The 23,278-nt window shown below is 61.0% G+C and carries 25 protein-coding genes; 12 read left to right on the top strand and 13 right to left on the bottom strand.

Translation table 11 applies throughout. The annotated features are described in order from the left end of the window. Positions 1-123: 123 nt before the first annotated feature. From BDK88_RS18215 to BDK88_RS21375, 4 genes are all read right to left on the bottom strand, one after another. The gene (locus BDK88_RS18215) at positions 124-573 is read right to left on the bottom strand and encodes a universal stress protein (RefSeq protein WP_130501594.1); all 450 of its coding nucleotides are present in this window, start codon (positions 571-573) and stop codon (positions 124-126) included. Positions 574-643: 70 nt separating this feature from the next. Continuing rightward, a complete protein-coding gene (locus tag BDK88_RS21900) occupies positions 644-1,021 on the bottom strand; it encodes a hypothetical protein (protein WP_008014709.1) in 378 nt (125 codons plus the stop codon). Positions 1,022-1,178: 157 nt separating this feature from the next. Further along, positions 1,179-2,162 (bottom strand): hypothetical protein, encoded by a 984-nt coding sequence (locus BDK88_RS18205; protein ID WP_130501593.1) that lies wholly within the window; start codon positions 2,160-2,162, stop codon positions 1,179-1,181. A 365-nt stretch (positions 2,163-2,527) separates the two neighbouring features. Further along, complete coding sequence (locus BDK88_RS21375) at positions 2,528-2,701, bottom strand: hypothetical protein (protein ID WP_165396996.1); 174 nt, start codon at positions 2,699-2,701, stop codon at positions 2,528-2,530. Between the two features lie 222 nt (positions 2,702-2,923). On the opposite strand from BDK88_RS21375, the gene BDK88_RS18200 reads away from it, so the two are divergent. The 3 genes from BDK88_RS18200 to BDK88_RS18190 all read left to right on the top strand — a co-directional run bounded on the left by BDK88_RS18200 (position 2,924) and on the right by BDK88_RS18190 (position 6,407). Continuing rightward, positions 2,924-3,937, top strand: coding sequence for an arsenic resistance protein (locus BDK88_RS18200; protein WP_130501592.1), 1,014 nt, complete (start codon positions 2,924-2,926; stop codon positions 3,935-3,937). Between the two features lie 206 nt (positions 3,938-4,143). Continuing rightward, a complete protein-coding gene (locus BDK88_RS18195) occupies positions 4,144-4,533 on the top strand; it encodes a DUF2237 family protein (RefSeq protein WP_130501591.1) in 390 nt (129 codons plus the stop codon). A 143-nt stretch (positions 4,534-4,676) separates the two neighbouring features. Next, positions 4,677-6,407: an adenine deaminase C-terminal domain-containing protein gene (locus BDK88_RS18190; RefSeq protein WP_130501590.1), complete on the top strand. Its 1,731-nt coding sequence runs from the start codon at positions 4,677-4,679 to the stop codon at positions 6,405-6,407. Between the two features lie 136 nt (positions 6,408-6,543). On the opposite strand, the gene BDK88_RS18185 is transcribed toward BDK88_RS18190, so the two are convergent. After that, entirely contained in the window at positions 6,544-7,461 is a 918-nt protein-coding gene (locus BDK88_RS18185; RefSeq protein WP_130501589.1) for a universal stress protein, read from the bottom strand. Positions 7,462-7,650: 189 nt separating this feature from the next. Between BDK88_RS18185 and BDK88_RS18180 the strand changes: the two genes are divergently transcribed. The 3 genes from BDK88_RS18180 (at position 7,651) to BDK88_RS18165 (ending at position 10,528) form a co-directional block, all read left to right on the top strand. Continuing rightward, positions 7,651-7,965 (top strand): hypothetical protein, encoded by a 315-nt coding sequence (locus BDK88_RS18180; protein ID WP_049911968.1) that lies wholly within the window; start codon positions 7,651-7,653, stop codon positions 7,963-7,965. A 556-nt stretch (positions 7,966-8,521) separates the two neighbouring features. Continuing rightward, positions 8,522-9,166, top strand: a complete 645-nt coding sequence (locus tag BDK88_RS18170) for a phosphoribosyltransferase (protein WP_130501588.1) — start codon at positions 8,522-8,524, stop codon at positions 9,164-9,166. A 144-nt stretch (positions 9,167-9,310) separates the two neighbouring features. Then, complete coding sequence (locus BDK88_RS18165) at positions 9,311-10,528, top strand: CBS domain-containing protein (RefSeq protein WP_130501587.1); 1,218 nt, start codon at positions 9,311-9,313, stop codon at positions 10,526-10,528. A 51-nt stretch (positions 10,529-10,579) separates the two neighbouring features. On the opposite strand, the gene BDK88_RS18160 is transcribed toward BDK88_RS18165, so the two are convergent. Both BDK88_RS18160 and BDK88_RS18155 read right to left on the bottom strand, forming a co-directional pair. After that, positions 10,580-11,188, bottom strand: a complete 609-nt coding sequence (locus BDK88_RS18160; RefSeq protein ID WP_130501586.1) for a YbhB/YbcL family Raf kinase inhibitor-like protein — start codon at positions 11,186-11,188, stop codon at positions 10,580-10,582. Next, positions 11,185-11,457: a nitroreductase family protein gene (locus BDK88_RS18155; RefSeq protein WP_394342679.1), complete on the bottom strand. Its 273-nt coding sequence runs from the start codon at positions 11,455-11,457 to the stop codon at positions 11,185-11,187. Before BDK88_RS18155 ends, BDK88_RS18160 begins: the two co-directional genes overlap by 4 nt. Positions 11,458-11,512: 55 nt before the next feature. Here BDK88_RS18155 and BDK88_RS18150 point away from each other — a divergent pair, with 55 nt between their 5' ends. Next, positions 11,513-11,959 carry a universal stress protein gene (locus BDK88_RS18150; protein WP_130501585.1) on the top strand — a complete coding sequence of 149 codons (447 nt, stop codon included), beginning with the start codon at positions 11,513-11,515 and terminating at the stop codon, positions 11,957-11,959. A 94-nt stretch (positions 11,960-12,053) separates the two neighbouring features. Beyond that, entirely contained in the window at positions 12,054-12,926 is an 873-nt protein-coding gene (locus BDK88_RS18145) for a universal stress protein (protein WP_338143226.1), read from the top strand. A gap of 120 nt (positions 12,927-13,046) precedes the next feature. Here the strand turns inward: BDK88_RS18145 and BDK88_RS18140 are convergent, their stop codons facing one another. The 4 genes from BDK88_RS18140 to BDK88_RS18125 all read right to left on the bottom strand — a co-directional run bounded on the left by BDK88_RS18140 (position 13,047) and on the right by BDK88_RS18125 (position 18,142). Next, entirely contained in the window at positions 13,047-15,815 is a 2,769-nt protein-coding gene (locus BDK88_RS18140) for a TRAP transporter permease (RefSeq protein ID WP_130501583.1), read from the bottom strand. Continuing rightward, positions 15,812-16,309: a DUF1850 domain-containing protein gene (locus tag BDK88_RS18135; protein WP_130501582.1), complete on the bottom strand. Its 498-nt coding sequence runs from the start codon at positions 16,307-16,309 to the stop codon at positions 15,812-15,814. Before BDK88_RS18135 ends, BDK88_RS18140 begins: the two co-directional genes overlap by 4 nt. 169 nt (positions 16,310-16,478) lie before the next feature. Continuing rightward, positions 16,479-17,429, bottom strand: a complete 951-nt coding sequence (locus BDK88_RS18130; RefSeq protein WP_130501581.1) for a TAXI family TRAP transporter solute-binding subunit — start codon at positions 17,427-17,429, stop codon at positions 16,479-16,481. A 362-nt stretch (positions 17,430-17,791) separates the two neighbouring features. Further along, a complete protein-coding gene (locus BDK88_RS18125) occupies positions 17,792-18,142 on the bottom strand; it encodes an ArsR/SmtB family transcription factor (protein WP_130501580.1) in 351 nt (116 codons plus the stop codon). Between the two features lie 179 nt (positions 18,143-18,321). On the opposite strand from BDK88_RS18125, the gene BDK88_RS21370 reads away from it, so the two are divergent. The 3 genes from BDK88_RS21370 to BDK88_RS18115 all read left to right on the top strand — a co-directional run bounded on the left by BDK88_RS21370 (position 18,322) and on the right by BDK88_RS18115 (position 20,404). Further along, positions 18,322-18,495 carry a hypothetical protein gene (locus BDK88_RS21370; RefSeq protein WP_394342678.1) on the top strand — a complete coding sequence of 58 codons (174 nt, stop codon included), beginning with the start codon at positions 18,322-18,324 and terminating at the stop codon, positions 18,493-18,495. Between the two features lie 43 nt (positions 18,496-18,538). Next, on the top strand, positions 18,539-18,979 hold the full coding sequence (locus BDK88_RS18120; protein ID WP_242611708.1) for a hypothetical protein: 441 nt from the start codon (positions 18,539-18,541) through the stop codon (positions 18,977-18,979). Positions 18,980-19,204: 225 nt separating this feature from the next. Beyond that, positions 19,205-20,404 (top strand): MBL fold metallo-hydrolase, encoded by a 1,200-nt coding sequence (locus tag BDK88_RS18115; protein ID WP_130501578.1) that lies wholly within the window; start codon positions 19,205-19,207, stop codon positions 20,402-20,404. Positions 20,405-20,457: 53 nt separating this feature from the next. Here the strand turns inward: BDK88_RS18115 and BDK88_RS18110 are convergent, their stop codons facing one another. Beyond that, positions 20,458-20,853: a DsrE family protein gene (locus BDK88_RS18110; protein WP_207225327.1), complete on the bottom strand. Its 396-nt coding sequence runs from the start codon at positions 20,851-20,853 to the stop codon at positions 20,458-20,460. A 64-nt stretch (positions 20,854-20,917) separates the two neighbouring features. Continuing rightward, positions 20,918-21,178: a sulfurtransferase TusA family protein gene (locus tag BDK88_RS18105; RefSeq protein ID WP_130501577.1), complete on the bottom strand. Its 261-nt coding sequence runs from the start codon at positions 21,176-21,178 to the stop codon at positions 20,918-20,920. 276 nt (positions 21,179-21,454) lie between these two features. On the opposite strand from BDK88_RS18105, the gene BDK88_RS18100 reads away from it, so the two are divergent. Then, complete coding sequence (locus BDK88_RS18100; protein WP_130501576.1) at positions 21,455-23,278, top strand: 4Fe-4S dicluster domain-containing protein; 1,824 nt, start codon at positions 21,455-21,457, stop codon at positions 23,276-23,278.

Here is a 23,278-nt window from a genome sequence, read left to right as displayed (position 1 = left end):
TCTCCATGAATGGATACATCCCTGCGGCTCGGCTCGCTGTCGGGCCGCTCGATCCGTCTGCCTGCACTGCCATATGCAACGACGGAGCGCGAGCCGCTGATGACACGCTGGAATGGGCCACTGTCAGCGGACGACGGTGACCGGAACGGTCGCCTGTTCGACGATCACTTTTGCTACGCTGCCAAGCAGCCGTTCCATCCGCTCCGAGCGGCCGCGGTGGCCGAGATAGATCGCGTCGAACCCTTCCGTCTCGGCGTAGTCGGGGATTTCCGTGCTCGGATCGCCGTAGAGGAGTTCTTCTTCGACGTCGACATCGCGTTCCGCGGCGATCTCGACCATCTCCTCGAGGATGGCGACGCCGCGTTGTTCGGCGTCTTCGATACTCTCGAGGACCAGTCGTTGATCGGCGTCCGAGAGCGTCGAAATCGGTTCGCTGCCACCTTCGTCGTAGACGGCGGGATCGACCGCATGGACCACCGTTATCGAGCCCTCGACTGCGTCTGCGATCTCGAGGGCGTAATCGAGGGCGTTTTCGGCCTCGTCGGAGCCGTCAACGGCTACCAGAAACCTCATAGCGGTGGATTCGTTCCGGAGCGAGTTAAATCGCTGCCCGTTTTTCAGTTCGTCGTCCTCCGCACGATCGTTACGTGCGGTTCTGATTTGAGCTGCCTCTCGTCTCACGATCGGCTGCTCGGTGTCTGATCGTCGGGGATCGAGCCCGGATCGATCGCGATACCAGACGCCAAGCAGTACGTCCACCGATTGCACCGAGTGCGGTGAGAATCAGAAACGAACAAAAATACCACGGCTTGGATTGCACTACGGCGAGTCCTTTCGTGGAAGCGGGGACGACACCCAGTGCCAGCAGATAGCAACCGGTGAGGAGACCAAGCGACGAGCGGTGGTACTCGTGCCAGTAGAGAACGCCGACGAGGAGTCCCGCGAGGAGGCCAAGTTGGCCGGAGTGAAGTTCCGGAATCGTACTAAAAATCGAGGACAAGACTGTCTCAACGGTCGCCATGTCTACGTTGTGCTACGTCGGTATCGACATACGAGTTGACCTGCAACTGGACAGCTACTATAGTCCTTGAACGACAGCGGTTGCGACCCGAGCGTTGCCCGTGAGCGCTTATCGGCAACCGTCCGGGGCAGTCGGGCCGGCCGACGTGTCCGCCCGATCAGTCGTCGGCCTGTCCTGATGCTTTCATCCGGAGCGCAGGGCCGAGTACCGGATCCGCTTCGAGCTCCTCTCTGAGTTCTTCGGCTCGCGCGTTACATCGTTCTGATGGATTCGGCTCGCCTTCGAGCTCTCGTAGCCGCTCGAACTTCTCGTACTTCGAATACGCTTCGAGCGTCTTTCTGAGGAAGTGGAGCGCGGAGTCCGAGCTTCGTCCCTTTCCGGCGAGTTCTGCAACTATCTTTGCGACCCTTTGGTCGATCTCTCGCTTCGGTTGCAACTCGTGATTCTTATCTAACTCGAGGACGGCGTAACTTCCGTCCGTGTACGCGTCTCCATCTTGCAAGACCCGAAGGTCGTCATCCAACGTCAGATCGCCGCTGACGGACTCGTCTCGGAAGCAGACGAAATAGCCGGGCTGGAGGAGCTTGTGTCTCGTCTGTGGCTGGGTTATCTCGAGCCAAAGTTCGTCGTCGAGTATCTCGTCGTGCTGATCGATATTGTTCACGAGGTCGACCAATGGCTTCGAACCGAGACGGGCGATGTTTGCGTACGTAGCGAGTTGTGGGAAGAGGACAGCGGAACTCTCTGAAAACTTCTGTATCGTGTCCACGAGGTCGGTATTGACGCCGTCGACATCGTATACCTGCACTCGGAGATGAAGTCGGTCGTTCTGCAGATCTGGCAGCGATACGATCACATCGTCGAAAAAGTCACCTCGCCAGCCAAGCCGTTGTTCTTTTTCGATATAGTGGAGCCGATCTACCGGTGGTTCGTTCTTGAACCGGTATCTCGTTTTGACAATGAGATCGTTGTGCCATCTGCCGGGTGGTTTGAACCGATCCCGCCGCTCCTGAACCATCACACCGTGTAATCGAACGCGGAGTTGATCCGCCTCGTGGAACGTCTTCGCTTTCGAGAACGTCTCATCGAGTGATTGTAGATTCTGCCGCTCATCACTACTATGACTTGTTCCTCTCCACATGATCTATTTCTTCTTTACTTGGTGGCTTAGTACTATCTGGAAATATACTAAATAATACTGGTGGAGTGACTAAACAGCCACATATGATTTTGTCAGACTATGATAGTCACGATATGGCTGATTCATACGGACTCCTGTCAGTCAGTGCCGGTGGGACCGCACCCCGCACTACGGGCCCACCGGGACATCGGGACAGCAGCCCGTCTCACTCGTTGATAGGCGGCCGAGGCGAATGCCCTGTGGCGATTCACTGGCTCTCCCGAGTTACCTACGTGCGGTTTTGCCTCCGCTGGTCGTCCCGTGAAGCGACGTCGCTGCGTACTCTGTCCGTAACGCCTCGAGCCGTTGCCGGAGTGTGTTGTGTTCTATGCAAGTCCTTCGGTGCCCGCACAGCCAGCCCACAGGTTTCCGTCGGGTCGCTCGGTTTCGCTGTCGTTGTTGCAGGCACGCGCTTTACCGGTCTCGTCCTCACCGCTTGTCTCGTTTCCTGTACGCGGAACGCCTTCGGGATCCACTCGTGGCGGCTTTGCTGGACGCACAGAAGCACGTGTCCGTCTTCAACTCTCGGCAGGTTGTATATTGTCACCCTATCATATCGATAACGGGTTCGGACGGCGACCGGCGAGACGTTCACTCTCGCAGACAGGAGTGTTTTGTATGGTCACTACAATACTACACAATATCATGGGGCAAAATTCGATGCGACGTGTGTGGGTCGCAACGACCATCGAACACGGCCGACGCGGCGCGGAGGGAGGACGATGATCGGGGACGCACTCGAGACGCTCAAGCAAAACCTCATCTACGTCGTGGTGGGGTCGCTGTTCGCGGGACTGGCCGCTGGTCAGGTCGTGGGGCCGGAGACGCGCTCGCTTCTTAAGCAGGCGGTCTTGCCGGCGCTGTTCGTGATGATCTACCCGATGATGATCAACCTTGACGTGCGGGAGATCCTCCAGATCAGACACCACTTCCGGGCAGTTGCGTTAGGGCTCGTGATGAATTTCGTGATCGCGCCGGCGTTCGCCGTCGGCCTCGCTCAGCTGTTCTTCGCGGGGAACCCCTACTACGCAGTCGGGCTATACCTGATCGCCTTGATCCCGACATCTGGGATGACGGCAGCCTGGACCGGGCTGGCGGGGGGTGATCTCGAGAACGCCCTCGTTGCGATCGCGATGAATCTGATCGTCGCCGTGTTCGTCTTACCGCCGTATCTGTCGGTGCTCGTCGGGGATGCGGTCGGGTTCGATCCGGCGACGCTGTACCGCCAGCTAGCTATCGTCGTCGTGATCCCGATGGTCGCTGGCAGCCTGACCCGGCGGTGGCTGTTACACCGGCGCGGTGCCGCGGGATTCAAGCGTCTCAAGCCGAAGCTCGGTGGAGTCAGTTCTGTGGGCGTGATGGTCATCGTGTTCATCGCCATGACGATGCAATCGGGAAGTATCCTCGCAGCGCCCATCGCCTCAGCGCTCGTGGTCGTGCCGCTGGTGGCTTTCTACGCGCTGATCCTCGCTGCCGGAGCCGCCATCGGTCGCACGCTGCTTGAGGAGTCCCAATCGGTCGCGCTCGTGTACGCGACCAGTATGCGCAACCTCTCGATCGCGCTGGCCATTGCAGCCGCGCCTGGGTTCCCGCCGGCGGAAGCCGTCTTGCCGATCGCACTCGCTTACCTCATCCAGCCGCCACTCGGCGCGGTGTACATGCACTATCGCCGTGATATCGTCGGGCAGGACCGGGGCCTAGCCGAGGCCATCCGCTCGTGGGGAGCGGCGCGGTAGCGTCGACGATCTAGTATTTTTGCGAGCCTGAGACACGCCATCGTACTCTCACCTTTCGAGACGGTCCGTAGCCGAGCGAACGCCTGCGCGGAGAGGCGTAGAGCTTTATTTAATGTCGTTCAGCGGTTCACGGATGTACGATACGTCCTCGAGAACGAATACTGGTCCTCGAAGATGTTTTTGTTCACGCAACACGATCTATCAGTATGCCCGAACGGAACGTTCTCGGCGAAGAACTCATCACCTGTAGTACTGATCCGACAACCGGCGTCGAGCGCGACGGCTGCTGTGGAACCCATCCCAACGATCGGGGCCGACACGAACTCTGCGCGGTGATGACCGAGGACTTTCTGACGTTCAGCAAAGAACGGGGCAACGATCTCGTGACACCGCGCCCGGCGTTGCAGTTTCCCGGGCTTGAGCCGGGAGATCGCTGGTGTCTCTGTCTTGGACGGTGGATCGAGGCCCTCGAAGCGACCCGGACCGAACGGCTCCCGGAGACGACCGTCCCGCCTGTCGTTCTCGACGCAACGAACGAGGCAGTGTTGGATTCCGTGGACATGGAGACGCTCGAAACCCATGCGTATGACGTGTAAACCGGCTGCTAGGATGTGATCGAGACCGTACATCCTCGCTATTGATGACGCCAGGTGGACCGCTACGATTCCTCTCGATAGCGCCACCGATCGACGGACGGAAACAGAACGCTTAGCACAGCGCTGTTCGCAGTCTCGACTAGATGACCGACCTCCAGGCAGTTGCTCTTGGCGAAGCGACAGCAGATCTCGTCGTTCGTGGTGGCCACGTGTTCCTCCCGGAACGTGGTGAGTTCCAACGGCGCGATGTCGCCGTGTTGGACGGAGTCGTGGCCACTCTCACCGACGACGCATCCACAGTCACGGGTTCGGAGACACGAGTGATCGACGCGACCGGTCAGCACGTGCTTCCGGGATTCATCGACGCGCACACACACGTCGATTTACATCAAAGTCTCGAAGGAGCGGCTCATCGCATGCTGGAGGGCGGAACGACGGGCCTGATCGCCGAATGTCCGGGTGTCTCCCTCGTGCTTGGTGCCGATGGCGTGACGACGCTACTCGACAGGACAGCGACGCTCCCGATCGACGTCCGGTTTACCGTTCCACCGCAACTATTCTTCGACACGTTCGAGCCCCAACCGGGGCGGCCCGAAGATCGCGAGGAACTTCGTGCGTTGCTGGACCACCCCCGTATTGTCGGCGTCGGTGAAACCGACTGGATTCACGCCGTCGGGATCGAGACGCCCGCGACCGCGCTGTACGACCGTGCCGCCGCCGTCGGCAAGCCGGTCACCGGACACGCCGCTGGCTGTCGCGACGAGAACCTCTCCGCGTTCGCGACGCTCATCGACAACGACCACGAGGCGATCACCGGTGACGAAGTGATCGAACGCGTCACACGCGGTATCCACACCGTCGGCCGCTACGGGACCATTCGTGACGACATCGACGCGATCGCCGAGGCGGCCGAACAGGTACCGACACGAGAACTCTCACTATCGTCAGACGGCATGTGGCCCAGGGACCTCGTCAGTGAGGGGTACATGGACGTGGTGGTCCAACGGGCCATCGAGGCTGGCGTCGATCCGATCGACGCGTTCCGGATGGCGACGCTGAACCCGGCCCGCCACTTCGGCCTGGACGATCGCGGCTCGCTGTCTCCTGGCAGTGTCGCTGACATTCTCGTCCTCGACGAACTCGAGACGGTTTCGGTCGATACCGTCGTCGCTGGTGGAGACGTCGTCGTCCGGGGCGGTGACGCGCTGGTAGAGCCGATGCAGCCGGACTACCCCGATTCGTTCTACGAAACTGCGACCGTTTCACGCGAGCCCGACCGATACCGGGTGTCCAGTGATGCGGTTTCTGGCGACGCCGTCCGCGCGGTCGAGTACGTTTCCGGCCTGCTCACTCGAGAAACCCGCGAGCCAGTCGTCGAGCGTGACGGCGAACTCGGAGCCGATCCCGACACTGGCTTACTGAAAGCGACGCTCGTCGAGCGGCGACCGCACGGAGACGGGGCGTCGTTCACGGGATTCGTCACGGGACTGGGCCCGCTCCGGGGCGCTGTCGCCACGTCGATGCTTTGGGAGTATCCGGGGCACCTCGTCGTCGGATCAACAGCGGCGGCGATGCAGCGGGCACTGGACCGCGTCATCGAGATGGGCGGTGGGTGGGCTGCCGTCGCCGACGGCAGCGTCGTTGCCGACGTTCCGCTGCCACTCGCCGGGCGGTGCGCTGAGATGCCAGTCGAAGAAACGGCCGCCGCATACGAAACGCTGGAGAGCGCGCTCCGAGACATCGGGATGGACGTCGAGCGGCCGTTACTCGCCATCCAGACACTCACGACACCCGGCGTGCCTCGTCTTCGCTTTACTGCTTCCGGCTACGCCGACATCCGGAATCAGCGAACGGTGACGCTCGATCCGAACTGACCGACGACCATCCGAGGAAGTTTGGCTGGCAGTTGCGCTGCCACCGCCGAGTGTGAGCAGCCAACTCGCGCAAACCGACGGGGGAACTCAACCAGTGCAACCGATATATCTAGCCGAGCTGCGCTCGGCCGCGCTGTCATTCGTTGGGCATCGGGACACAAACCACAGGGACGTCAGCGTTCCGGACGACCTTTTCCGTGACACTCCCCAGAAGGTGACGCTCGAGTCCGGAGCGACCGTGCGTTCCGATCACGATTATATTGACAGCTTTCTCATCGGCATACTCTAGAATGACTTTCGCCGGTGGCCCGTTTGCGACGGTTCCTGTAACGCTAACACCGCTCGCTTTCGCACGTTCACGAACCGATTCGAGCGCGGTCTCGCCTGTGCGCTCGAGTTCGGATAGGATCGTACTCGGCTTCGATCCCATCGTCAGTCGGCTCGTGTCGGCCGAGTACAGCGCATGCACCATCGAGTCGAAGACGTCCGCGAGATGGACGCCCCAGTCGACGGCAGCCGCTGCGCCCTCGCTTCCGTCCGTTGGAAGGAGAATGTGCGCAGCGGTCTCCCGAGTGAGTGAGACGTTCTCCGCCGCCGGTGGAACGACCAGCACTGGAATGCCGACCGTCCGAAGGACGTTTTCGGTCACACTCCCGAGGACGACCCGCTCGAGTCCCGTCCGGCCTTTCGTTCCCATCGCGATGAGATCGATGTCGGCCGCATCGACGTAGTCGTCGATACACTCAAACGGCGTGCCTCGTTCGATCGTCGTCGTGACCTCGAGGTCAGGGGCCTGTTCCTGAGCGATCGTTGCCACGGTTTCGACGGCTTCCTCGGCGTCGGCTTCGAGCGCGTCTCGTTCCTCTGCTACCGCGTCGGCGTCGAGAACCAACGAGAGATCATCGAAGTCCGTCGTGTCGGCGACCGAGAGGACGTGGATCTCCGCGTCCACTGTAGCGGCCAGGTCGATACCACGCTTTGCGCCTGCGAGCGCGCCATCGCTCCCGTCTGTCGGTAGCAACACCGCATCGATCGACTGGGTTGCCCACGGCATTGCATTGCTGTTCACCGACTCGCCGAATAATTGTAGGGGGTCACCGTCTTCGGTGGCTGACCATCAAGTCGCGTCCATTGCCGGGTGACAGGTCACTCGAGTCGACGGGACGGCACGATTCAAGACGACGAAAACCTAGAACACCTGACAACCGAAAAGACGATTGGGATCTTTCTGGTATGTAGTGGCATGGACGAGACACAGTGGCCGGAACTCAGCGGAACGGAACTACAGTACGGCGACCACACGTGGGAACTTACCGGGACAGTCGATGTCGGGAACACTGGTACCATGCTTGCGGTCGAAGCGAAGCAAGTCGACGACGTTCGCCAACCGAAAGCCGTCCTTCGGTTCGCCCTTGACGGCGACGCACCGTCGTTGAATCCCGGTAATCTCGGGAGCCACTTCGACAGCCTCGAGCAAGCGGGTGGCACACAGTATCTCGTCGTCAAAAAAGCGGCGCGAACCTATCGATACGAGCTACACGGGTTCGAGTACGAATGACAACTGCGACACGCTGCCCACACTCTCCTGTTCGCGACCATCGGTTGCGATGAGCGAGAGGGGAGAACAGAACGACGACACCACTCATTGCGTGTGCGAAAGCCACTGGCTAAGACGATGAACGAGATTCACGACAGAACAGCATGGCGAGCGTCCACCGATATCGAGGCTGCTGTGTCCGACGTTCGGTCAGTTGGACACGACCTGACGAGCCCGGCCGACCTTGACCAACTCGTCGAGCGATTCGGCGACAGGAAATACGTGCTGATCGGGGATGCTACCCATGGAACGTCCGAGTTCTACAGGCGGAGCAGGCCGAGTGCCTCGGGGTCGTCCGAAAATCGAAGATTTTCGTGATCACGAGAATCGAAGATTCTCGAACGACTTGACCCCGAGGCGGTTCACTTCGAACAGCACGGCATTATCGACACGGGCGAACGCTAGTGTCGATGCTCGCTGATACTGGTGGTGAGTAGCCAGCGCGCTGTGCCGCGCCTGCCATGGCTTGTCGAGACACACCTATGTTATATGCTACTGTCCCTCGTTCGATGATCCGATGGGAGGAGCTCGTCGATTTACCGACCGAACTGCTGCGGGTGAGCAACTCGCAACGGCGCTCCGTGAGCGGGAGCTCGACGCGGATATCGCACTCGCCATCCCGCGGGGCGGCCTTCCGCTCGGGCGTGCAGTTGCCGATGCACTCGATGTCCCCCTCGATATCGTCGTCGCAAAAAAGATCGGTGCCCCGGGGAACCCGGAGTATGCGATCGGGGCTGTCGCAAGCGACGGGAGCGTCTGGCGGAACGAAACAGCGTTTCGGGGGACGAGCGCCGATGAAGACTACTTCCAGGAAATGCGTGAGACGGAAGCAGCGAACGCGCGTCAAAAGGCCGACCGCTATCGTGGCGACCGGTCGGAACCCGACCTGACGGATAAGACTGTCGTCGTCGTCGACGACGGCGTGGCAACGGGATCGACTGTCAGAGCGTGTCTCAAGCGCCTTCAGAACACGGACGCCGAGCGCATCGTGCTTGCAGTGCCAGTCGGCCCGCCGAGTACGATTACCGAATTGCAGGATGAAGCTGACGACGTCATCTGTCTCGAGACGCCCAGTGGCTTCCGGGGCGTCGGGCAGTTCTACGAGAACTTCGCGCAAGTGTCCGACGAGGAAGCGATGGAATATCTGGAGTCAGAGACATGAGCAAAATACGACGACCCACGTCTCGATTTGGGATCCCGAGACGACTCATCGAGGACGTGGGAGACAGACACCACACGCAGCTGCAAGCAGCACAGTCGCATCGGACGACAGATCGACCACTCGAGCGGACACACACCAACACCCATGGACATCGCTGACATCGTTTCGGACGACTACGTCGAATTCACGCCAGATACACCAGTTTCGAAGCTCGTCGGGACGTTCGAAGATTCCGACGTCAAGGGTGTCCTGATACGGGACACCGAGTTCGAAGGGGTCGTCACCAGACGACAACTCGCGACATCGCATCGCCAACCCGACGAAAAGCTCGGGTCGCTGGTCTGGCACGTTCCCCGACTCGCGCCCGACGAGGATATCCGCAAAGTCGCACAGCTCATGATCGAGAGCGACTCACAGCTCCTGCCGGTATTCGAGGGACGGGAACTGATCGGCGTCGTCACCGTCGATGCAATTCTTCAGAAGGTCAAGCCATATCTTGACGCCGCGACCGTCGCCGAGGCGTATTCGAGCGATCTCGTCGTGCTCGATCCGGCATCGACACTCGGTGAGGCGCTCAACGTCTTCCGGCAAAACAAGATCACGCACCTCCCGGTCGTCGACGGGAATTCGGCAACTGGTATCCTCAGTCTCTACGATGTGACCGACCTGACGGTCCGAGCAGAGGTCCAGAGCAAGGGCGGCGATGCGGGCGGGACAGACCCGTTCGGCGGCGAAATCTCCTCGAGCACTGGTCGCTCACGGCGCGGTGGCTTCGGCGCTCGAGAGGGCGAGCCGGCACGGATTCTCGATCTCCCGATTCGGGACGTCATGGCCTCGCCGGTGCGTACGATCCCGCCGACTGAAACGCTCGAGACGGCCGTCGAAGAGATGTTCGAGGTCGGTGGCTCGTCGCTGGTGGTGACGTCGAACGGACAGCCCTATGGGATCGTCACGAAGACCGATGTCCTCGACTCGCTGACGTGGGAAGCAGGCGGGAATCGAGGCGTCCAGGTCTACGGGACTGAGCTGATAGACGACGCGACCTACGACGAGATCGTCGCAATGGTCGAGAAGTTCGACGACAGAGACCACGGGATGAACGTCCTCGACGCAAAGATCCACCTCCACGAGCACGACGAGACACGTCGCGGGCGGCCACTCCTGCTCGCTCGCATCCGATTGCATACCGATCGGGGGCTCTACATCGCCTCTGGTGAAGGATACGGCGCGAGTCACGCGCTCAATGAGGCTCGCGAGGTGCTGGAGCGACAGATCCGCGACCAGAAGACACACGGCCGAAGCAAGAAGCCCCCGAGCGCGGAGTTCTGGGAGAAACGGTTCGGGTGGCTGCTCGAGGAATAACCGATCCAGCGGCCGAACAGAATTTGGCCGGGGCGTCTCCGCGAGTGAGGCTCACGGCGCGTATGTGCCGGTCAACTGCGTCCGAGCGACGACGTGTCCGTCCATCGCCTCACCGAGGGCGTCGACCGTCGACCCCTCCTCGAGGTCGAGGACGGTATCTAGCGCGTACAGTTTGATCCGGTAGGTGTGTGTCTCATCGGGCGGGTTCGGGCCACTGTACCCGATGTCGTCGAAATCGGTCTCGCCTTCGACGGCGTCGATGGGATTCCACCCCTCCGGTATCGTCGACGTCTCCAGTGGAATGTTCCACACCAGCCAGTGAACCCAGATCTGACCTGCTGGTTCGACTGCGTCGGGATCGTCCATCACGAGCACGAGCGATTCGGCGTCGTCCGGAACGCCGCCGATTTCGAGCGGGGGATTGACGTTCGCCTCGTCGTATCCGTATTCGTCGGGAATTCCCTCGCCGTCGTCGAAAACAGGGCTCGTAAGCCGCAGGTCGCCTTCTTGGGTCGCCTCTGAAAGTGCGGGGTTGTTCGCTTCTGCTTCTTCGGTCTCGTCACTGCCGCCGTCGTCGCTCCGATCGATGCAGCCAGCAATTCCGAGTGCGAGCGCGACAGAGAGGTCCCGCCGGGTAATTTCTGAACGCTTTCGTCTCATAGCTCTCGTATATGATTCTTCTCGCTTCCGTTCGGCCCAATCTCGAGACCGACGGTAAGCGGAGACGTCGCGCCAGCGCTTGGTGCGGCGCGTAACTCGACGCCGTCTCGAACGTGCGTTCGTCCCTGTGCCGTCCACAGGAGCGGTGCCACGTCGTCGATGTCGATCGGTGTCCCGGCAAACGCCCGGCGGCTTTCCCTGGTCGCGATCGCCCGTTCGACGCTCGTCGATCCGTCGCTTTCGGGATCGGGGAGCTCGATCGATGCCATCTCGAGCGTGTACGTGCCCCAGGAGATTATAGCACTCCGTGGGAAAGCAGTGTGTATGTCGCGGACAGTGCTCGTTCCTGTCGATGGCTCGCCGTTATCGTTCGACGCACTCCGGCATGCGTTTCGGGAGTTCCCGGACGCAGCGATCGTCGCGTACCACGTTGTCGACTTGTTCAGGCCCGACTACGGGACGCTCGAGGGCCTCGACTCGACGTACGAACCGATGATCGGGACCGCAGCGTGGGACCGTGCCGTCGACAACGCCACCGACCAGCTCTTTGCGGAGGTCACCGACGTCGCCGACGAGTACGATCGGTCGGTCGTGACCGACTCGGATATTGGTGATCCGAAGCGACTCATCGTCGAGTATGCGACGGTCGAAGACGTCGATCACGTCGTCATCGGCTCTCACGGCCGACTGGACGAACGGCGGCCGCTCTATGGAAGCGTCACCGAAACCGTCGTCCGTCGCGTCCCGGTTCCGGTCACCGTGATTCGGTGAGTGCGGATCGCTCGTCTGCTGGCAGCCAGCCGTCGTGTCACGATCGCGAAACGTGTGGGTGCGTTTGATGCCCGTTCAGGTCGAACGACCGGCCATGTTCAGCACGATGCTCGTCCCGACCGACGGTAGTGCTGGTGCCGAAGCGACGATCGGTCATGCAATCGAGTTTGCTCGGACCTACGGCGCGGCCGTGCACACACTCTACGTCGTCGATACCGGTGCTGAGCCCGCAGGAATCGCCGGATCCGATCGCGAAGAACTCTATGCACCATCCGAACGACGGGGACGCGAGGCGACGATCCGGATTACGGATCGTGCTGCGGACGCCGACCTGACGGCTGCTCGAGAGGTACGCGAGGGAGTCCCGCATCAGGAGATCCTCGCGTACACGGACGAACACGACGTCGATCTCATCGTGATGGGGACGCACGGTCGGACTGGCGCTGATCGCGCTCGCTTGGGAAGTACGACTGAACGCGTCCTCACGCTCGCTGACGTGCCGGTGCTTTCGGTCCGGCTGGGTGATGACCGCGAGACAGCGGCGGCGGGACCGTACGAGCAGGTGGTGATTCCGACCGACGGGAGCGATGTCGCCGAACGCGCCGCGGAAACGGCACTCGACGTCGCCGAGAAGTACGACGCCGACGTCCACGTCGTCTACGTGGTCGATCCGATGCCGTACGATCTCGAGGATACGTCACGGAGCATCATTGGCTCTCTCAAAGAGGGTGGCCGCAAGGCGACGGAGACGATCGAAACCATGGCACGCGATCGGGATCTCTCCGTGACGACCGCTGTCCGTCGCGGCGAGCCAACAGCGGAACTCCTCGAGGCGGCGTCGGCGGTCGATGCCGACCTCGTTGCGATGGGAACGCGTGGCCGAACCGTCGGAACCGGTCGATTGCTCGGCAGCACGACGGCACGCGTCGTCCGACGCTCGTCGATTCCCGTCTTGACGGTCGGCTAGTGGACTCGAGCGTCGTGAGTTCCCCTCCAGATCGAGCGATATGCCAATGGAGCGCCGACGGCCTGTAACTGAATTGCCTCGAGAGCCGCTGTCGGTGCAGCGCATCGTCCGTTCTGGGATTCAGCCCACGGTGGCCTGTCTCGTCTCAGGAATGTTCGTCGCCTCGCGGTGGTTTTTGACAACGAGGACGGCGAACAGCGCGAACCCGAGGCCGCGAAGCGTGAGATCGAGGAGGAGCGCGTCGACCGAGACAGTGATGCCGGCGATGCCGAGGAGATCGAACACCGATGCTGAAAGCAGCCGCGGTGCCATCAGCAGCAGTGAACTGATCGCGAAGCCGGTCCGTTCGGCGCGATTGACGCTCGTATACAGCGTCCCGATGACGGTCGCACCCAGGGCAATCACCCCGAGGAAGACACCGAGGACGGGAACGACGATCTCCGGAACGGAGTACGACAATTCCGCGAGGTCGCTGAAGCCGATGACACGATACTGCTCGCGGATCGGCAACTCGTCGGCGTTGGCCTTCTCACGAAGCAGTACGATTCCGGGTGCGAGGACGAACGCGAAGGGGACAATCGCCTTGTTCAGCGACAGCGAGAACGCCTTTACGCCTGTCTCGAACGGGTCCGACTTGGCGACTCCGCTCGCGGCATAGGCGGCGACAGCCACCGGGGGTGTGATGTCAGCGATAACGCCGAAGTAGAGGATGAACAAATGGGCGGCAAGCAGCGGAATCCCGAACTCGACGAGCGGCGTGGCGAGCATCGAGATGAGGATGATGTAGGTGACCGTCGTCGGCATCCCCATTCCGAGGATGATGCTTGAGACGGCCGTCACGACTAGCATAACCACGATCGATCCACCCGACAGTGCGAGTAGCAGCGACGTGAGGTTCGGACCGAGTCCGGTGACGCTGATGACGCCCGGAATAATGCCAGCTGCTGCAACGGCGATGACGACTGGAACGGCCGTCCGCGCACCTTCGTCCATCGACTTGACGACGAACGTACCGAGGCGGAACAGTTGGATATTACCGAGATCGCGGCCGGTTCGATCGCCGATCGAGTCAGCGGTCGTCTGGACTGCCGGGTTGAGGTCGAGCAGCGGCGCGTCGATGTCCGGACGAGATACCAACGTCAGCACGCCGGCCAGCATCACGTACCACTCGATTTGGGCGATAATACGGTTGATCCCCTCGCCGATGGGGACTCCAGCCCCGCCGGCCCCAGTGACGAGTCCGGTTGCTGGGACGCCGGCGACGACGTAACTCGCCAGTTCGACGCCAACGATAGCCACGAAAATCCCGAGAAGCCGTCCGCGCGTTTTCTCGTTGTACGCCGAGACCAGCGCGATCAGCGCGACGAGCGCGACGAGCGTGAACCACGCCGACCGCGAGACGGACAGTCGCTCGATGATCAGGTAGTACAGGAGTAACCCGATCGGGACGAGGTAGAACCACCCGCGTTTGAGGTGTGCCCCAAGCGAGACGGTGTCGACGTCTGCGACGCCACCGATCCCCTCTTCGACTGCCTTGAGATGGACCATGACCCAGACGCCAAAGAAGAAGACGATCGCCGGAATCGTCGCGAGGATGATGATATCCGCGAACGGCGTCGCCGTGTACTGAACCATCAGGAACGCGGCAGCGCCCATCACCGGTGGCAAGATCTGCCCGCCGGACGATGCCGAGGACTCGACTGCGCCGGAGAACTCCGGTGAGTAGCCCGACCGCTTCATCAGCGGGATCGTAAACGCGCCGGTGGTGACCGTGTTGGCGATCGACGACCCCGAGATCGTTCCCATGAAGCCGCTTGCGAGGATGCTCGCCTTCGCTGGGCCACCCTTGCGTTCTCCAGTGACCGCATACGCGAGGTCGATGAACCACTGGCCAGCGCCGCTCATCTCCAAGAACGCACCGAAGAGGATGAAGATGTAAATAAAGCTCACCGACACCGTCACCGGAATGCCGAAGACCCCGTTTTCGGTGTTGTACCAGAGGTTCTGAACGATGCTCGGCCAGGTCAACTCGTTGACCGCGAGCAGGCCGAGAAGGGGTGTCTCGCCGCTGATGAGGTAGCCCCAGCGTGCATAGACGATGAACGTCGCGACGATGATCATGAGCGGCAGGCCGAGTGTCCGACGGGTGGCCTCGAGTACCAAGAGGACGCCGATCACGCCGAGTGCCATCGCGTAGGAGTACTCGCTGACGAACGGAACGCCCCCGAGGACGGGCTGGAGGAACGTGTACACCTCGGTGATCGGTCGCCCAAACGTGAGTCCGAACACTCGCATATCCTGAATTTCGGAGAACTCCGTCAGGAAGTAGACCGCCGAGAGGATCGAGGCGACGATACACAGGAGGTCGAACGGCGTGACCCGTTCGCGGTCGGGATCGAGGAACGCCCACCGGAACGTGGCTCGAACGCGCCCGAGAATGCGCGTGATAGGGTTCCGATCGCCGAGCCTGCGGGACACGGCGGGGACGACCCGGCCCAGGTTGCGTGTGACGATCCCATCACCCATACTCGCCGGGAACAGCAAGAACGTGAGCACGAGTGCGAACGAGACGTGGACCGCGTTCGCCTGGAGGAGCTGAAGCGAAATTTCCCAATCGTAGAGCATGGGCCGCCAATTATCGACGATCAGAACCGGAATAGTGAACGAGAAGCCGCGTGCGGCCAGAAACAGCTGGAAGACCGAAAATAGAATGCCGATCGCCGCGACGGCCACCGCGGCGACCCCCTGTAGCGACCGTCGGCGTTCGATTTCATCGATCAACTCCTCGGCCTCCTCTGGGGAAACCTCCTCAGTCTGTTCGTCGTTCGTTCCGTCCCGATCGTCGTTAGGCCCGTCGGAACCACTGTCCGATGGATCGTTCGTGTTCATAGGATTCTCTCGATTCGCGATCGTTGTTCGACATGAATGCGAACGTCACTGGCGTTCGTCGCAGCGACCAGGTCGTATCGTCGATCGTCGACGATCAGCGTATGACCGGCGATCCGTCCGGGTGAGACCGAAAGGCGTTCCAGTTCAGCGATCGGCTTGGATGGCTCATACACAAGCATCCCATCGACGGTCGTAACGTTGGCCCGGGCGGGCAGTCCCCAGCCGTAGGACTCGAACTCCATCCGGGTGTTCACCAGGATTTGATCATCCACGCGGTACTCATCGTATACCCGAGATTTTTCCACGCTATGTGTGTACTCGAGGCCAACGGTACTTCCGTCGGAGACTGGCTCAGTGAGGTACCGCTCGCCGGTCTCGATGTCCTCGACGACGAGCACTGTCTCGGTTGGGACCATCGCGACAACAGCGACGAGGACCAGTACTGCTGCTACGAGGAGCGCAGCAGAGACGGTCGACCGGAAGACGCGGCTCATTCTCACGTGCTAGTTAGTTCACATCCCGGTAGTTGCACCGCTGATAGCGACGATAACGGTCCCACAGGTCCACTGATGTCCGTATACATGACTCGTTCCGCGGTCCGGGCGCATGGCCGATCGATCACGTGTCTGCACCGCTGTCTCGAGCAGTCGATACGAATCCCGATCAAGCGTCGAAGTACGCCGCTGCACCTTCGTTAAGCTCGATGGACATCCCGTCCTGTGCGCTGTCGACTGTGATGAAGTCAGTCTTGATCGAGAGCTCACCGAGGTTGTCGAAGATCGCGGCGGTGACCGTCTCGACAGTATCGGCAGCCACGTCGGAGTGTGTAGCGATCATCGCTTGCACTGCAACGGTATCGACGTCTTCTTCCACACCACTGTAGGTGCCACCGGGAATCGTGTCGTCAGAGAACCAGGAGGCATCCGATTTGACCCCCTCACGGTTCTCGCCCTCGATCGGAACGATCACGACGTCGTTCGTGTTTGCGAGCTCCTCGATCGCACCGACCGGCCACCCGCCGACGACGAAGGCAGCGTCAATGTCCCCGTTGGCGAGCTGTTCGGACGCCTGCGAGAAGCCGGCGTTTTGCTCCTCGAAGTCCGAGATTCCGACTGACTCGAGGATCTGGAGGGCGTTGACCTGCGTCCCCGATCCGAGGTCGCCCGTGTTGATCGTCGCGCCGGTTAAGTCCCCGAGCGACGAGATGCCGTTTCCGGCAAGCGTGACGAGCGTGATCGTCTCTGGGTAGAGCGTCGCGACGCCTTGAAGAGTGTCGATCGGGTTGTCCTGGAAGGCGTCGATTCCGGTGCCTTCCTTCGCAAAGGACGCAATGTCGTTCTGGATGAGCGCGAAATCAGCCGAGCCGTCCGCGAGACTGCCGACGTTCTCGACGCTTGCACCCGTCGACTGGACGTTTAGCGAGAAGTCGGTGTTGTCTTCGACAATAGTTTTGAACTCGTTTGAGAGCGGGTAGTACGTCCCACCAGTCCCACCGGCGTGCCAGCTGAGACGATTTTCGTTGCCACCGTCACCGCCAATACAACCGGCGAGTGCAGCTACACCGGCAGCACCCGCCACTTCGAGGAACCGCCGCCGATTCTCGTGGTATGGCATCCCAACCCATGCTATATCACGCAGAGATATATTTCTGGCTCTTACTGTCTGCTGAATCGTATATCTAACAAGACAGATCACGTTCTCTCGAAAAACAATGTAAGGCGTGTCGCACAGCCAAAGACGACGTCGGGATATCGTCGCCACTGCCTGGCACAGCATACTCGATCGTACGAGGGCCCTGCGTCGGTGTGTGAGACGGGCTGTTGTCCCGCTGTCTCGCTGGAATCGCGACCGCTCTGGGCCTCCCGGCACCGCCTGATACGGTCTACTGTAAGTCATTGCCGGCGCAACCGCGACCGCACTGCGGTTGCACCGGTACGTCGTTACAGCAAACCGTATGACAGGAGTCCGTCTGAACTTCAGGGATTCCGCTTGTCTGAGTCGAGCACGCTGAGAATCTCACCGACCGTCTCAGAGTGATAGTATCGCACTACCCTTCCCTGTCTGTCATAGTCGATCAGTCCTGCGTCCTCGAGCATCGGCAAGTGAATGTGGTGGAGCTCCCGTTCCCAATCGGTTACAGTTTCGTCCTCGCGTGTCATCGAGAGGCGCTGTGCCATCTCGCCGACACGGATCCAGTTACGTTCCAGGTTTTCTAGCAATGCGATGGCTCGTCGTCGGGAGGCGTCCGTGAGCAGACGAAATAGTTCGTCTGTCCCACATGTACACTGCGTGAGTTCATCTTCGTCTGTGATCAGGAACTCGGTCATGGCTCGAGGTGAACCGACTATCGAGATACTGGTTGAAGTACCCCCGCTGGTGTTCCCACGATGTGGAAGCTCCATCGCTGGTGATCAGTCTGTTGAAGCCATCGGAACAAGAGGTAAGTTCGTCTAGGCGTACTCGTCGAAATCGTGTTCGTTATCCGCTGGTGGCCCTGAAGATGAATGTGACCTCCGCAGAATCCCGTGCAGGCGAAGACCACGCGCTAATCAGTCGTGGCTACCGGATCACCGTCGATGACGGCCGTGACTCGTTTTATGCGATCTGTATCGAAGAACAGGACAGCGAGACGGCGTGGATCATGTCCGATACCGTCCGATCGCTAGAAGACATGCAATAGGTGTCGCCGACATGATCATATAGAACGTCCGTGAATGGAAGCTATGGGGAAATGGATCAAACGTCTTGGAAGTCTCCTCGTGGGTGTATTCGGCTTTCTCGCCGTCGGAATCGGCGTGACAGTCGCACTCGAGCCCTACATCTGGCCATCTGCGATGCTAGGCTTGCCTGCCGGGATCATCGCCGGCGTCGCCTTGTTCCCGCTTACATATCTAGGCCTCACCTACTGGGAGGAACGAACTACCACTGGCACGGCGTCTCCGGAAACGTCGCGACGGTTCTGGGCGACGGTCGCAGCGATACTCGGATTCCTCGGTGGTGGTGGGCTTGCCATGATCGCGCTCTCCATGCAGGCCATCGGACTCGCGGCAGCGATGCTATTCGGTGGCGTCCCGGCCGGAATTGGCTCGGCGGTGCTCGCTGCATACTTCGTCTCCCATCGTAACTGGGGCCGTCACTCCAACTCCGAGTCGGTGGTTCGGTAACGGATCGCTGATACGGCTGTCGTCCGAGGAACTCTCCGATCGCACAGCAGATAGGCTACTGTGTGGACTCGTTCATCGTGTCCCGGCCGGAAATTCCGGGTATCTATTCGATCTCACGTTTTGATGCCGGGCTCGAAAAACGCAGTACCTCGCTATGCACTCGATTTTCAACCACTCAAACGGTCTGAGAAAGATCTTAAGACGATTTCTGTGGTAGTGTGTGGCATGCCTGGGCCAGAAGAACTGGCGGAGTACCTCCCCGATGACATCGAGGTGACGTCCATCGAGCCGGCGGACCTTCGCAATCGTATTGCTGCGGGCGAACAGGTGACCATCCTCGATGTCCGTGCAGAAGACGAGTACGAGGAGTGGCATATCGAGGACGACGATATCACGACGGAGAACATCCCGTACTACGAATTCCTTGACGATGTCGACGACGAACTGCTCGAGCGAGTCCCGGAGGGAGATCCGGTCGTTGCCGTCTGCGCGAAAGGTGGCTCGAGCCACTTCGTCGCTGGAACGCTCCTCGAGCACGATATCGACGCGGTAAACATGGCCGATGGGATGAACGGCTGGGCTCGCATCTACGATGTCGTCGAGGTATCGCGTGCGCCCGGTCCGGCAACTGTACTGCAGTTCCAGCGCCCCTCGAGCGGGTGTCTCTCCTCTCTCGTTCACCACGACGGTGAGGGAGCGCTCGTCGATCCGCTCCGGGCGTTCGTCGACTTCTACGTCGATCTCGCGGACGATCTCGATGTCGACCTGACGTATGCAATTGATACGCACGTCCACGCGGACCACGTCAGCGGCGTTCGCGAGGTCGCAGCGCAGACCGGTGCCACCGCCGTGCTGTCACAACGCGCCATCGGGCGGGGTGTCGAGTACGATGTGGATCGCATCGTCGAGGACGGTGACGTCCTCTCGGTTGGCGACGCTCCCATCGAGGTTCACGCGACGCCGGGGCATACGACGGGGATGACCTCGTTCCTCGTCGACGACGGTGTGTTACTGACCGGCGACGGCCTGTTTACGGAGAGCGTCGCGCGGCCGGATCTCGAAGAGGGGGCCGAGGGTGCGCCCGATGCCGCTCGCCAACTGTATGACACGCTACAGGAGATCCTGTCACTGCCGGACGATACTATCATCGCGCCGGGGCACTTCAGCGACGCGGCCGAGCCAGCGTCGGACGGGACCTACACGGCGCGGCTGGGCGACCTCGAGGATCGCATGGCGGCGCTGTCGATGGAGCGCGACGAGTTCGTCGAGTTCATCCTGTCGGATATGCCGCCACGGCCGGCTAACTTCGAGGAGATCATCGCGACGAATCTCGGCCAGCAGGACGTCGACGACGACCGTGCCTTCGAGTTAGAGCTTGGCCCGAACAACTGCGCTGCAACCCAAGAGGCGATGACGGGCGATTAACGACCTTTTGCAGGCGGGGCAGGCAGAGCCTCGGGGCTTGTCCCCGAGGCAGTTCACCCGAAGCTAAACACGTGGGCAGCGTCCGACGTTTCGTCGAGGAACGCGGCTGCACCGGCGAACTCGGTCGTCACCGAGTCGTCCATTCTCTCACGGTCCCAGCCGAGCATGTCGATGGTCGTCGTACAGGCGACGGTCGTGACGAGGTCGTCCCCGGTTTCGACGAAATCCCTGAGCATCTCGTAGGGGTCTGGCACGCCCGCCTCGACCATTCGCTCGAAGTCGCCGAGGTCCTTCTCGCCCGCCATCAGATGTGTGAGGCCGTCGAACGTGAAGTAGACGACTACCTCCGTGTCCATCGCTAGGGCGACTTGACCGAGGTTCATGGCCATGGCGAGGCTTTTCGGATCGTCACTGTACACGATGATACCGATCTTGTCAATTGCTGGCATTGTTACACCAATCGTTGGATCTCTGTGTCGGTCACGTGCTCGAACGCGGTCGGCGAATCGGTGCTCACGTCGTTGTCCTCCGGACGTAATGCCGATAGACGGTCTCACCGCCCTCGTCGCCCTCGGTTTGTTCGAGGAGCTCTACCCCGTCCGTTGAGCTCGCCCACCCTTTGATGTCGGACATACTTCCGGGGTCGGTCGCGATGACCGCAAGAACGTCTCCTGGCTCGAGGCTGTCGACTGCCTGCTTCGCCTTCACAACCGGCATTGGGCAATTCAGCCCTTTGACGTCGGCCGTTTCGGTGATGTCGTAGTCTGTACTCATGTGTCTTGCCGGCCTCGTACAACGTTATCTACCGCGCACAGGCCGATAAAGTTTCGTCCCGTTGAAAATTGAGTGTCATTCTCAGTCGTGTGTGCTGATATTCGCGGCGGTATCACCGCTCACAGACAGTGATGCTCGGCTGACGACCGAGAAGCGGTGACGCTGATTCGGGTCGTCCCACCGACTGAAATGCTCTTTATTCGGTGTATTGTGCAATCCGCGCAAGTTTTAAGTGTTATCTTGACGCATGTTGAATGTTGCCATGAACCAACGGAGGTGGTCCCCATAACGAACTATGGCTTTGTCATCGACAACAGGAGGTGTATCGGCTGTCACGCCTGCACAGTAGCCTGTAAGGGTGAGCACGACGATCCGATCGGCGTAAACAAAACGTGGGTCAAGTACATCGAGAAAGGCGAATTCCCCAACACGAACCGCAACTTCTCGGTGATGCGGTGTAACCACTGCGCTGACTCCCCGTGTACTGACGTCTGTCCCGTGACCGCGCTGTGGGAGCGCGAGGATGGGATCGTCGACTTCGATCCGGAGCGCTGTATCGGCTGCAAGGCTTGCATGCAGGGGTGTCCGTACGACGCGCTCTACATCGACCCGAACTCGGAGACGGCAGCGAAGTGTAACTACTGTAGCCACCGGGTCGACACGGGGCGCGAGCCGGCCTGCGTGACCGTCTGTCCCGAGGACGCGATTCTCGCCGGCGACCTCGAGAACCCCGACACCGAAATCGCGCGCACGATCTCCCGCGAGGAGGTACAGGCCCGCAAACCCGAGAAGGGAACCGAGCCAAAGCTGTTCTACGTCGACGGCGACGAGGGCAGTACCACTCCGGGGACGACCGCCCGCGAGGAACACTACATGTGGAGCGATGCGCCCCATCAGGTCGAGACTGAGGGCGGCTCGGTTCCCGACTTCGACCTCGAGAAGGCGGCCGAGTCGCTCGCGGCGTCGGATGTCTCGCTTGGTAGTACCGACGGATCGGACGATTCGGAGGCCCGCGCGGACGGTGGGCGGGACGAGTGTGGCTGTGACTCCTGTGCGTGCGGCGAAAGTGGGACCACCGACCGATCCGAAGCCACCCGGACCGCAGACCGGCAGTCAGATGGCGGCTACCAGTCCGACGGTGGCTACGCCACCGAACCGTCCGGACGGACACGTGACGACGAGGGCAACGCGAGTCGCACCGAGCGTGCGTACGAACTCCTCCACGAGGAGGCAACGCGGGTTTACGATATCGGTGAGAGCCACTATGGCTCCTGGGGATGGGAAGTGTACTCCTACACCTGGACGAAAGGGATTGCCGCCGGGATGCTCATGCTCCCGGCGCTGTTCATGCTGTTCGGACTGGTCGACCCCAACGTGGCCGCCTTCGGCGCGAGCGCGTTCGTCAGCGGCCTGTTTTTGGCAGCGACCGGTGTCCTCCTCATCCTGGATCTCGAGCAACCGACGCGGTTCCATTGGGTGCTGTTGCGACCGAACTGGAACTCCTGGCTCGTGAAGGGGGCCTACATCATCTCGGCGACCGGCGCGTATCTCGGACTGGTCGTACTGGGGGCGCTTCTCGGAATCGACGCTATCGTCACCCCGCTTTCGCTGGCTGTGGCCGCCGTCCTCGGTGCGGCGACAGCGGTCTACACCGCCTTCCTGTTCAGTCAGTCGAAGGGGCGAGACCTCTGGCAGAGTCCTGCGATGCCGTTGCACATGTTCACGCAGTCGGTCGTCGCCGGTAGCGCGACACTGATCGTCTTCGGCGTCGCGGGCGTGCTGTGGTTCGAAACGATGGTCGGACCGTCGGCGCTGGCACTCGGAGCCGGTCTCGTCGGCCACGCCGTGCTGGTCGCCTCCGAGATCTTCACGCCCCACCAGACCGAGGACGCCGAAGAGGCTGCCGCGCGCATCACACGTGGCCGATTCCGGACGGCGTTCTGGTTCGGTGGCGTCGTCGTCGGCATCCTGCTCCCGCTGGCGGCGCTGGCCGTCGGGTTACCGATTCTCGCCGCAGTTGCCGGCGTGCTCGCGCTCGCTGGTCTGTTTGCCTTCGAGTATTGCTGGATAACCGCACCGCAGACAATCTCACTCGCCTGA

Origin of the sequence: Natrinema hispanicum, assembly GCF_004217335.1 — an archaeon.
GTDB lineage: Archaea > Halobacteriota > Halobacteria > Halobacteriales > Natrialbaceae > Natrinema > Natrinema hispanicum.
This window is presented reverse-complemented; position numbering and strand designations above follow the sequence as displayed.

What these genes read in the sequence shown, in the direction of transcription:
- BDK88_RS21900 (WP_008014709.1), bottom strand. Translation starts at nt 1,021, where the DNA reads ATGGCGACCGTTGAGACAGTCTTGTCCTCGATTTTTAGTACGATTCCG.
- BDK88_RS18105 (WP_130501577.1), bottom strand. Translation starts at nt 21,178, where the DNA reads ATGAGTACAGACTACGACATCACCGAAACGGCCGACGTCAAAGGGCTG.
- BDK88_RS18115 (WP_130501578.1), top strand. Translation starts at nt 19,205, where the DNA reads ATGCCTGGGCCAGAAGAACTGGCGGAGTACCTCCCCGATGACATCGAG.
- BDK88_RS18130 (WP_130501581.1), bottom strand. Translation starts at nt 17,429, where the DNA reads ATGCCATACCACGAGAATCGGCGGCGGTTCCTCGAAGTGGCGGGTGCT.
- BDK88_RS18135 (WP_130501582.1), bottom strand. Translation starts at nt 16,309, where the DNA reads ATGAGCCGCGTCTTCCGGTCGACCGTCTCTGCTGCGCTCCTCGTAGCA.
- BDK88_RS18205 (WP_130501593.1), bottom strand. Translation starts at nt 2,162, where the DNA reads ATGTGGAGAGGAACAAGTCATAGTAGTGATGAGCGGCAGAATCTACAA.
- BDK88_RS18150 (WP_130501585.1), top strand. Translation starts at nt 11,513, where the DNA reads ATGTCGCGGACAGTGCTCGTTCCTGTCGATGGCTCGCCGTTATCGTTC.
- BDK88_RS18165 (WP_130501587.1), top strand. Translation starts at nt 9,311, where the DNA reads ATGGACATCGCTGACATCGTTTCGGACGACTACGTCGAATTCACGCCA.
- BDK88_RS18180 (WP_049911968.1), top strand. Translation starts at nt 7,651, where the DNA reads ATGGACGAGACACAGTGGCCGGAACTCAGCGGAACGGAACTACAGTAC.
- BDK88_RS18155 (WP_394342679.1), bottom strand. Translation starts at nt 11,457, where the DNA reads ATGGCATCGATCGAGCTCCCCGATCCCGAAAGCGACGGATCGACGAGC.
- BDK88_RS18145 (WP_338143226.1), top strand. Translation starts at nt 12,054, where the DNA reads ATGTTCAGCACGATGCTCGTCCCGACCGACGGTAGTGCTGGTGCCGAA.
- BDK88_RS18195 (WP_130501591.1), top strand. Translation starts at nt 4,144, where the DNA reads ATGCCCGAACGGAACGTTCTCGGCGAAGAACTCATCACCTGTAGTACT.
- BDK88_RS18140 (WP_130501583.1), bottom strand. Translation starts at nt 15,815, where the DNA reads ATGAACACGAACGATCCATCGGACAGTGGTTCCGACGGGCCTAACGAC.
- BDK88_RS18170 (WP_130501588.1), top strand. Translation starts at nt 8,522, where the DNA reads ATGGGAGGAGCTCGTCGATTTACCGACCGAACTGCTGCGGGTGAGCAA.
- BDK88_RS18190 (WP_130501590.1), top strand. Translation starts at nt 4,677, where the DNA reads ATGACCGACCTCCAGGCAGTTGCTCTTGGCGAAGCGACAGCAGATCTC.
- BDK88_RS18110 (WP_207225327.1), bottom strand. Translation starts at nt 20,853, where the DNA reads ATGCCAGCAATTGACAAGATCGGTATCATCGTGTACAGTGACGATCCG.
- BDK88_RS18215 (WP_130501594.1), bottom strand. Translation starts at nt 573, where the DNA reads ATGAGGTTTCTGGTAGCCGTTGACGGCTCCGACGAGGCCGAAAACGCC.
- BDK88_RS18160 (WP_130501586.1), bottom strand. Translation starts at nt 11,188, where the DNA reads ATGAGACGAAAGCGTTCAGAAATTACCCGGCGGGACCTCTCTGTCGCG.
- BDK88_RS18185 (WP_130501589.1), bottom strand. Translation starts at nt 7,461, where the DNA reads ATGCCGTGGGCAACCCAGTCGATCGATGCGGTGTTGCTACCGACAGAC.
- BDK88_RS18200 (WP_130501592.1), top strand. Translation starts at nt 2,924, where the DNA reads ATGATCGGGGACGCACTCGAGACGCTCAAGCAAAACCTCATCTACGTC.
- BDK88_RS18120 (WP_242611708.1), top strand. Translation starts at nt 18,539, where the DNA reads ATGGGGAAATGGATCAAACGTCTTGGAAGTCTCCTCGTGGGTGTATTC.
- BDK88_RS18125 (WP_130501580.1), bottom strand. Translation starts at nt 18,142, where the DNA reads ATGACCGAGTTCCTGATCACAGACGAAGATGAACTCACGCAGTGTACA.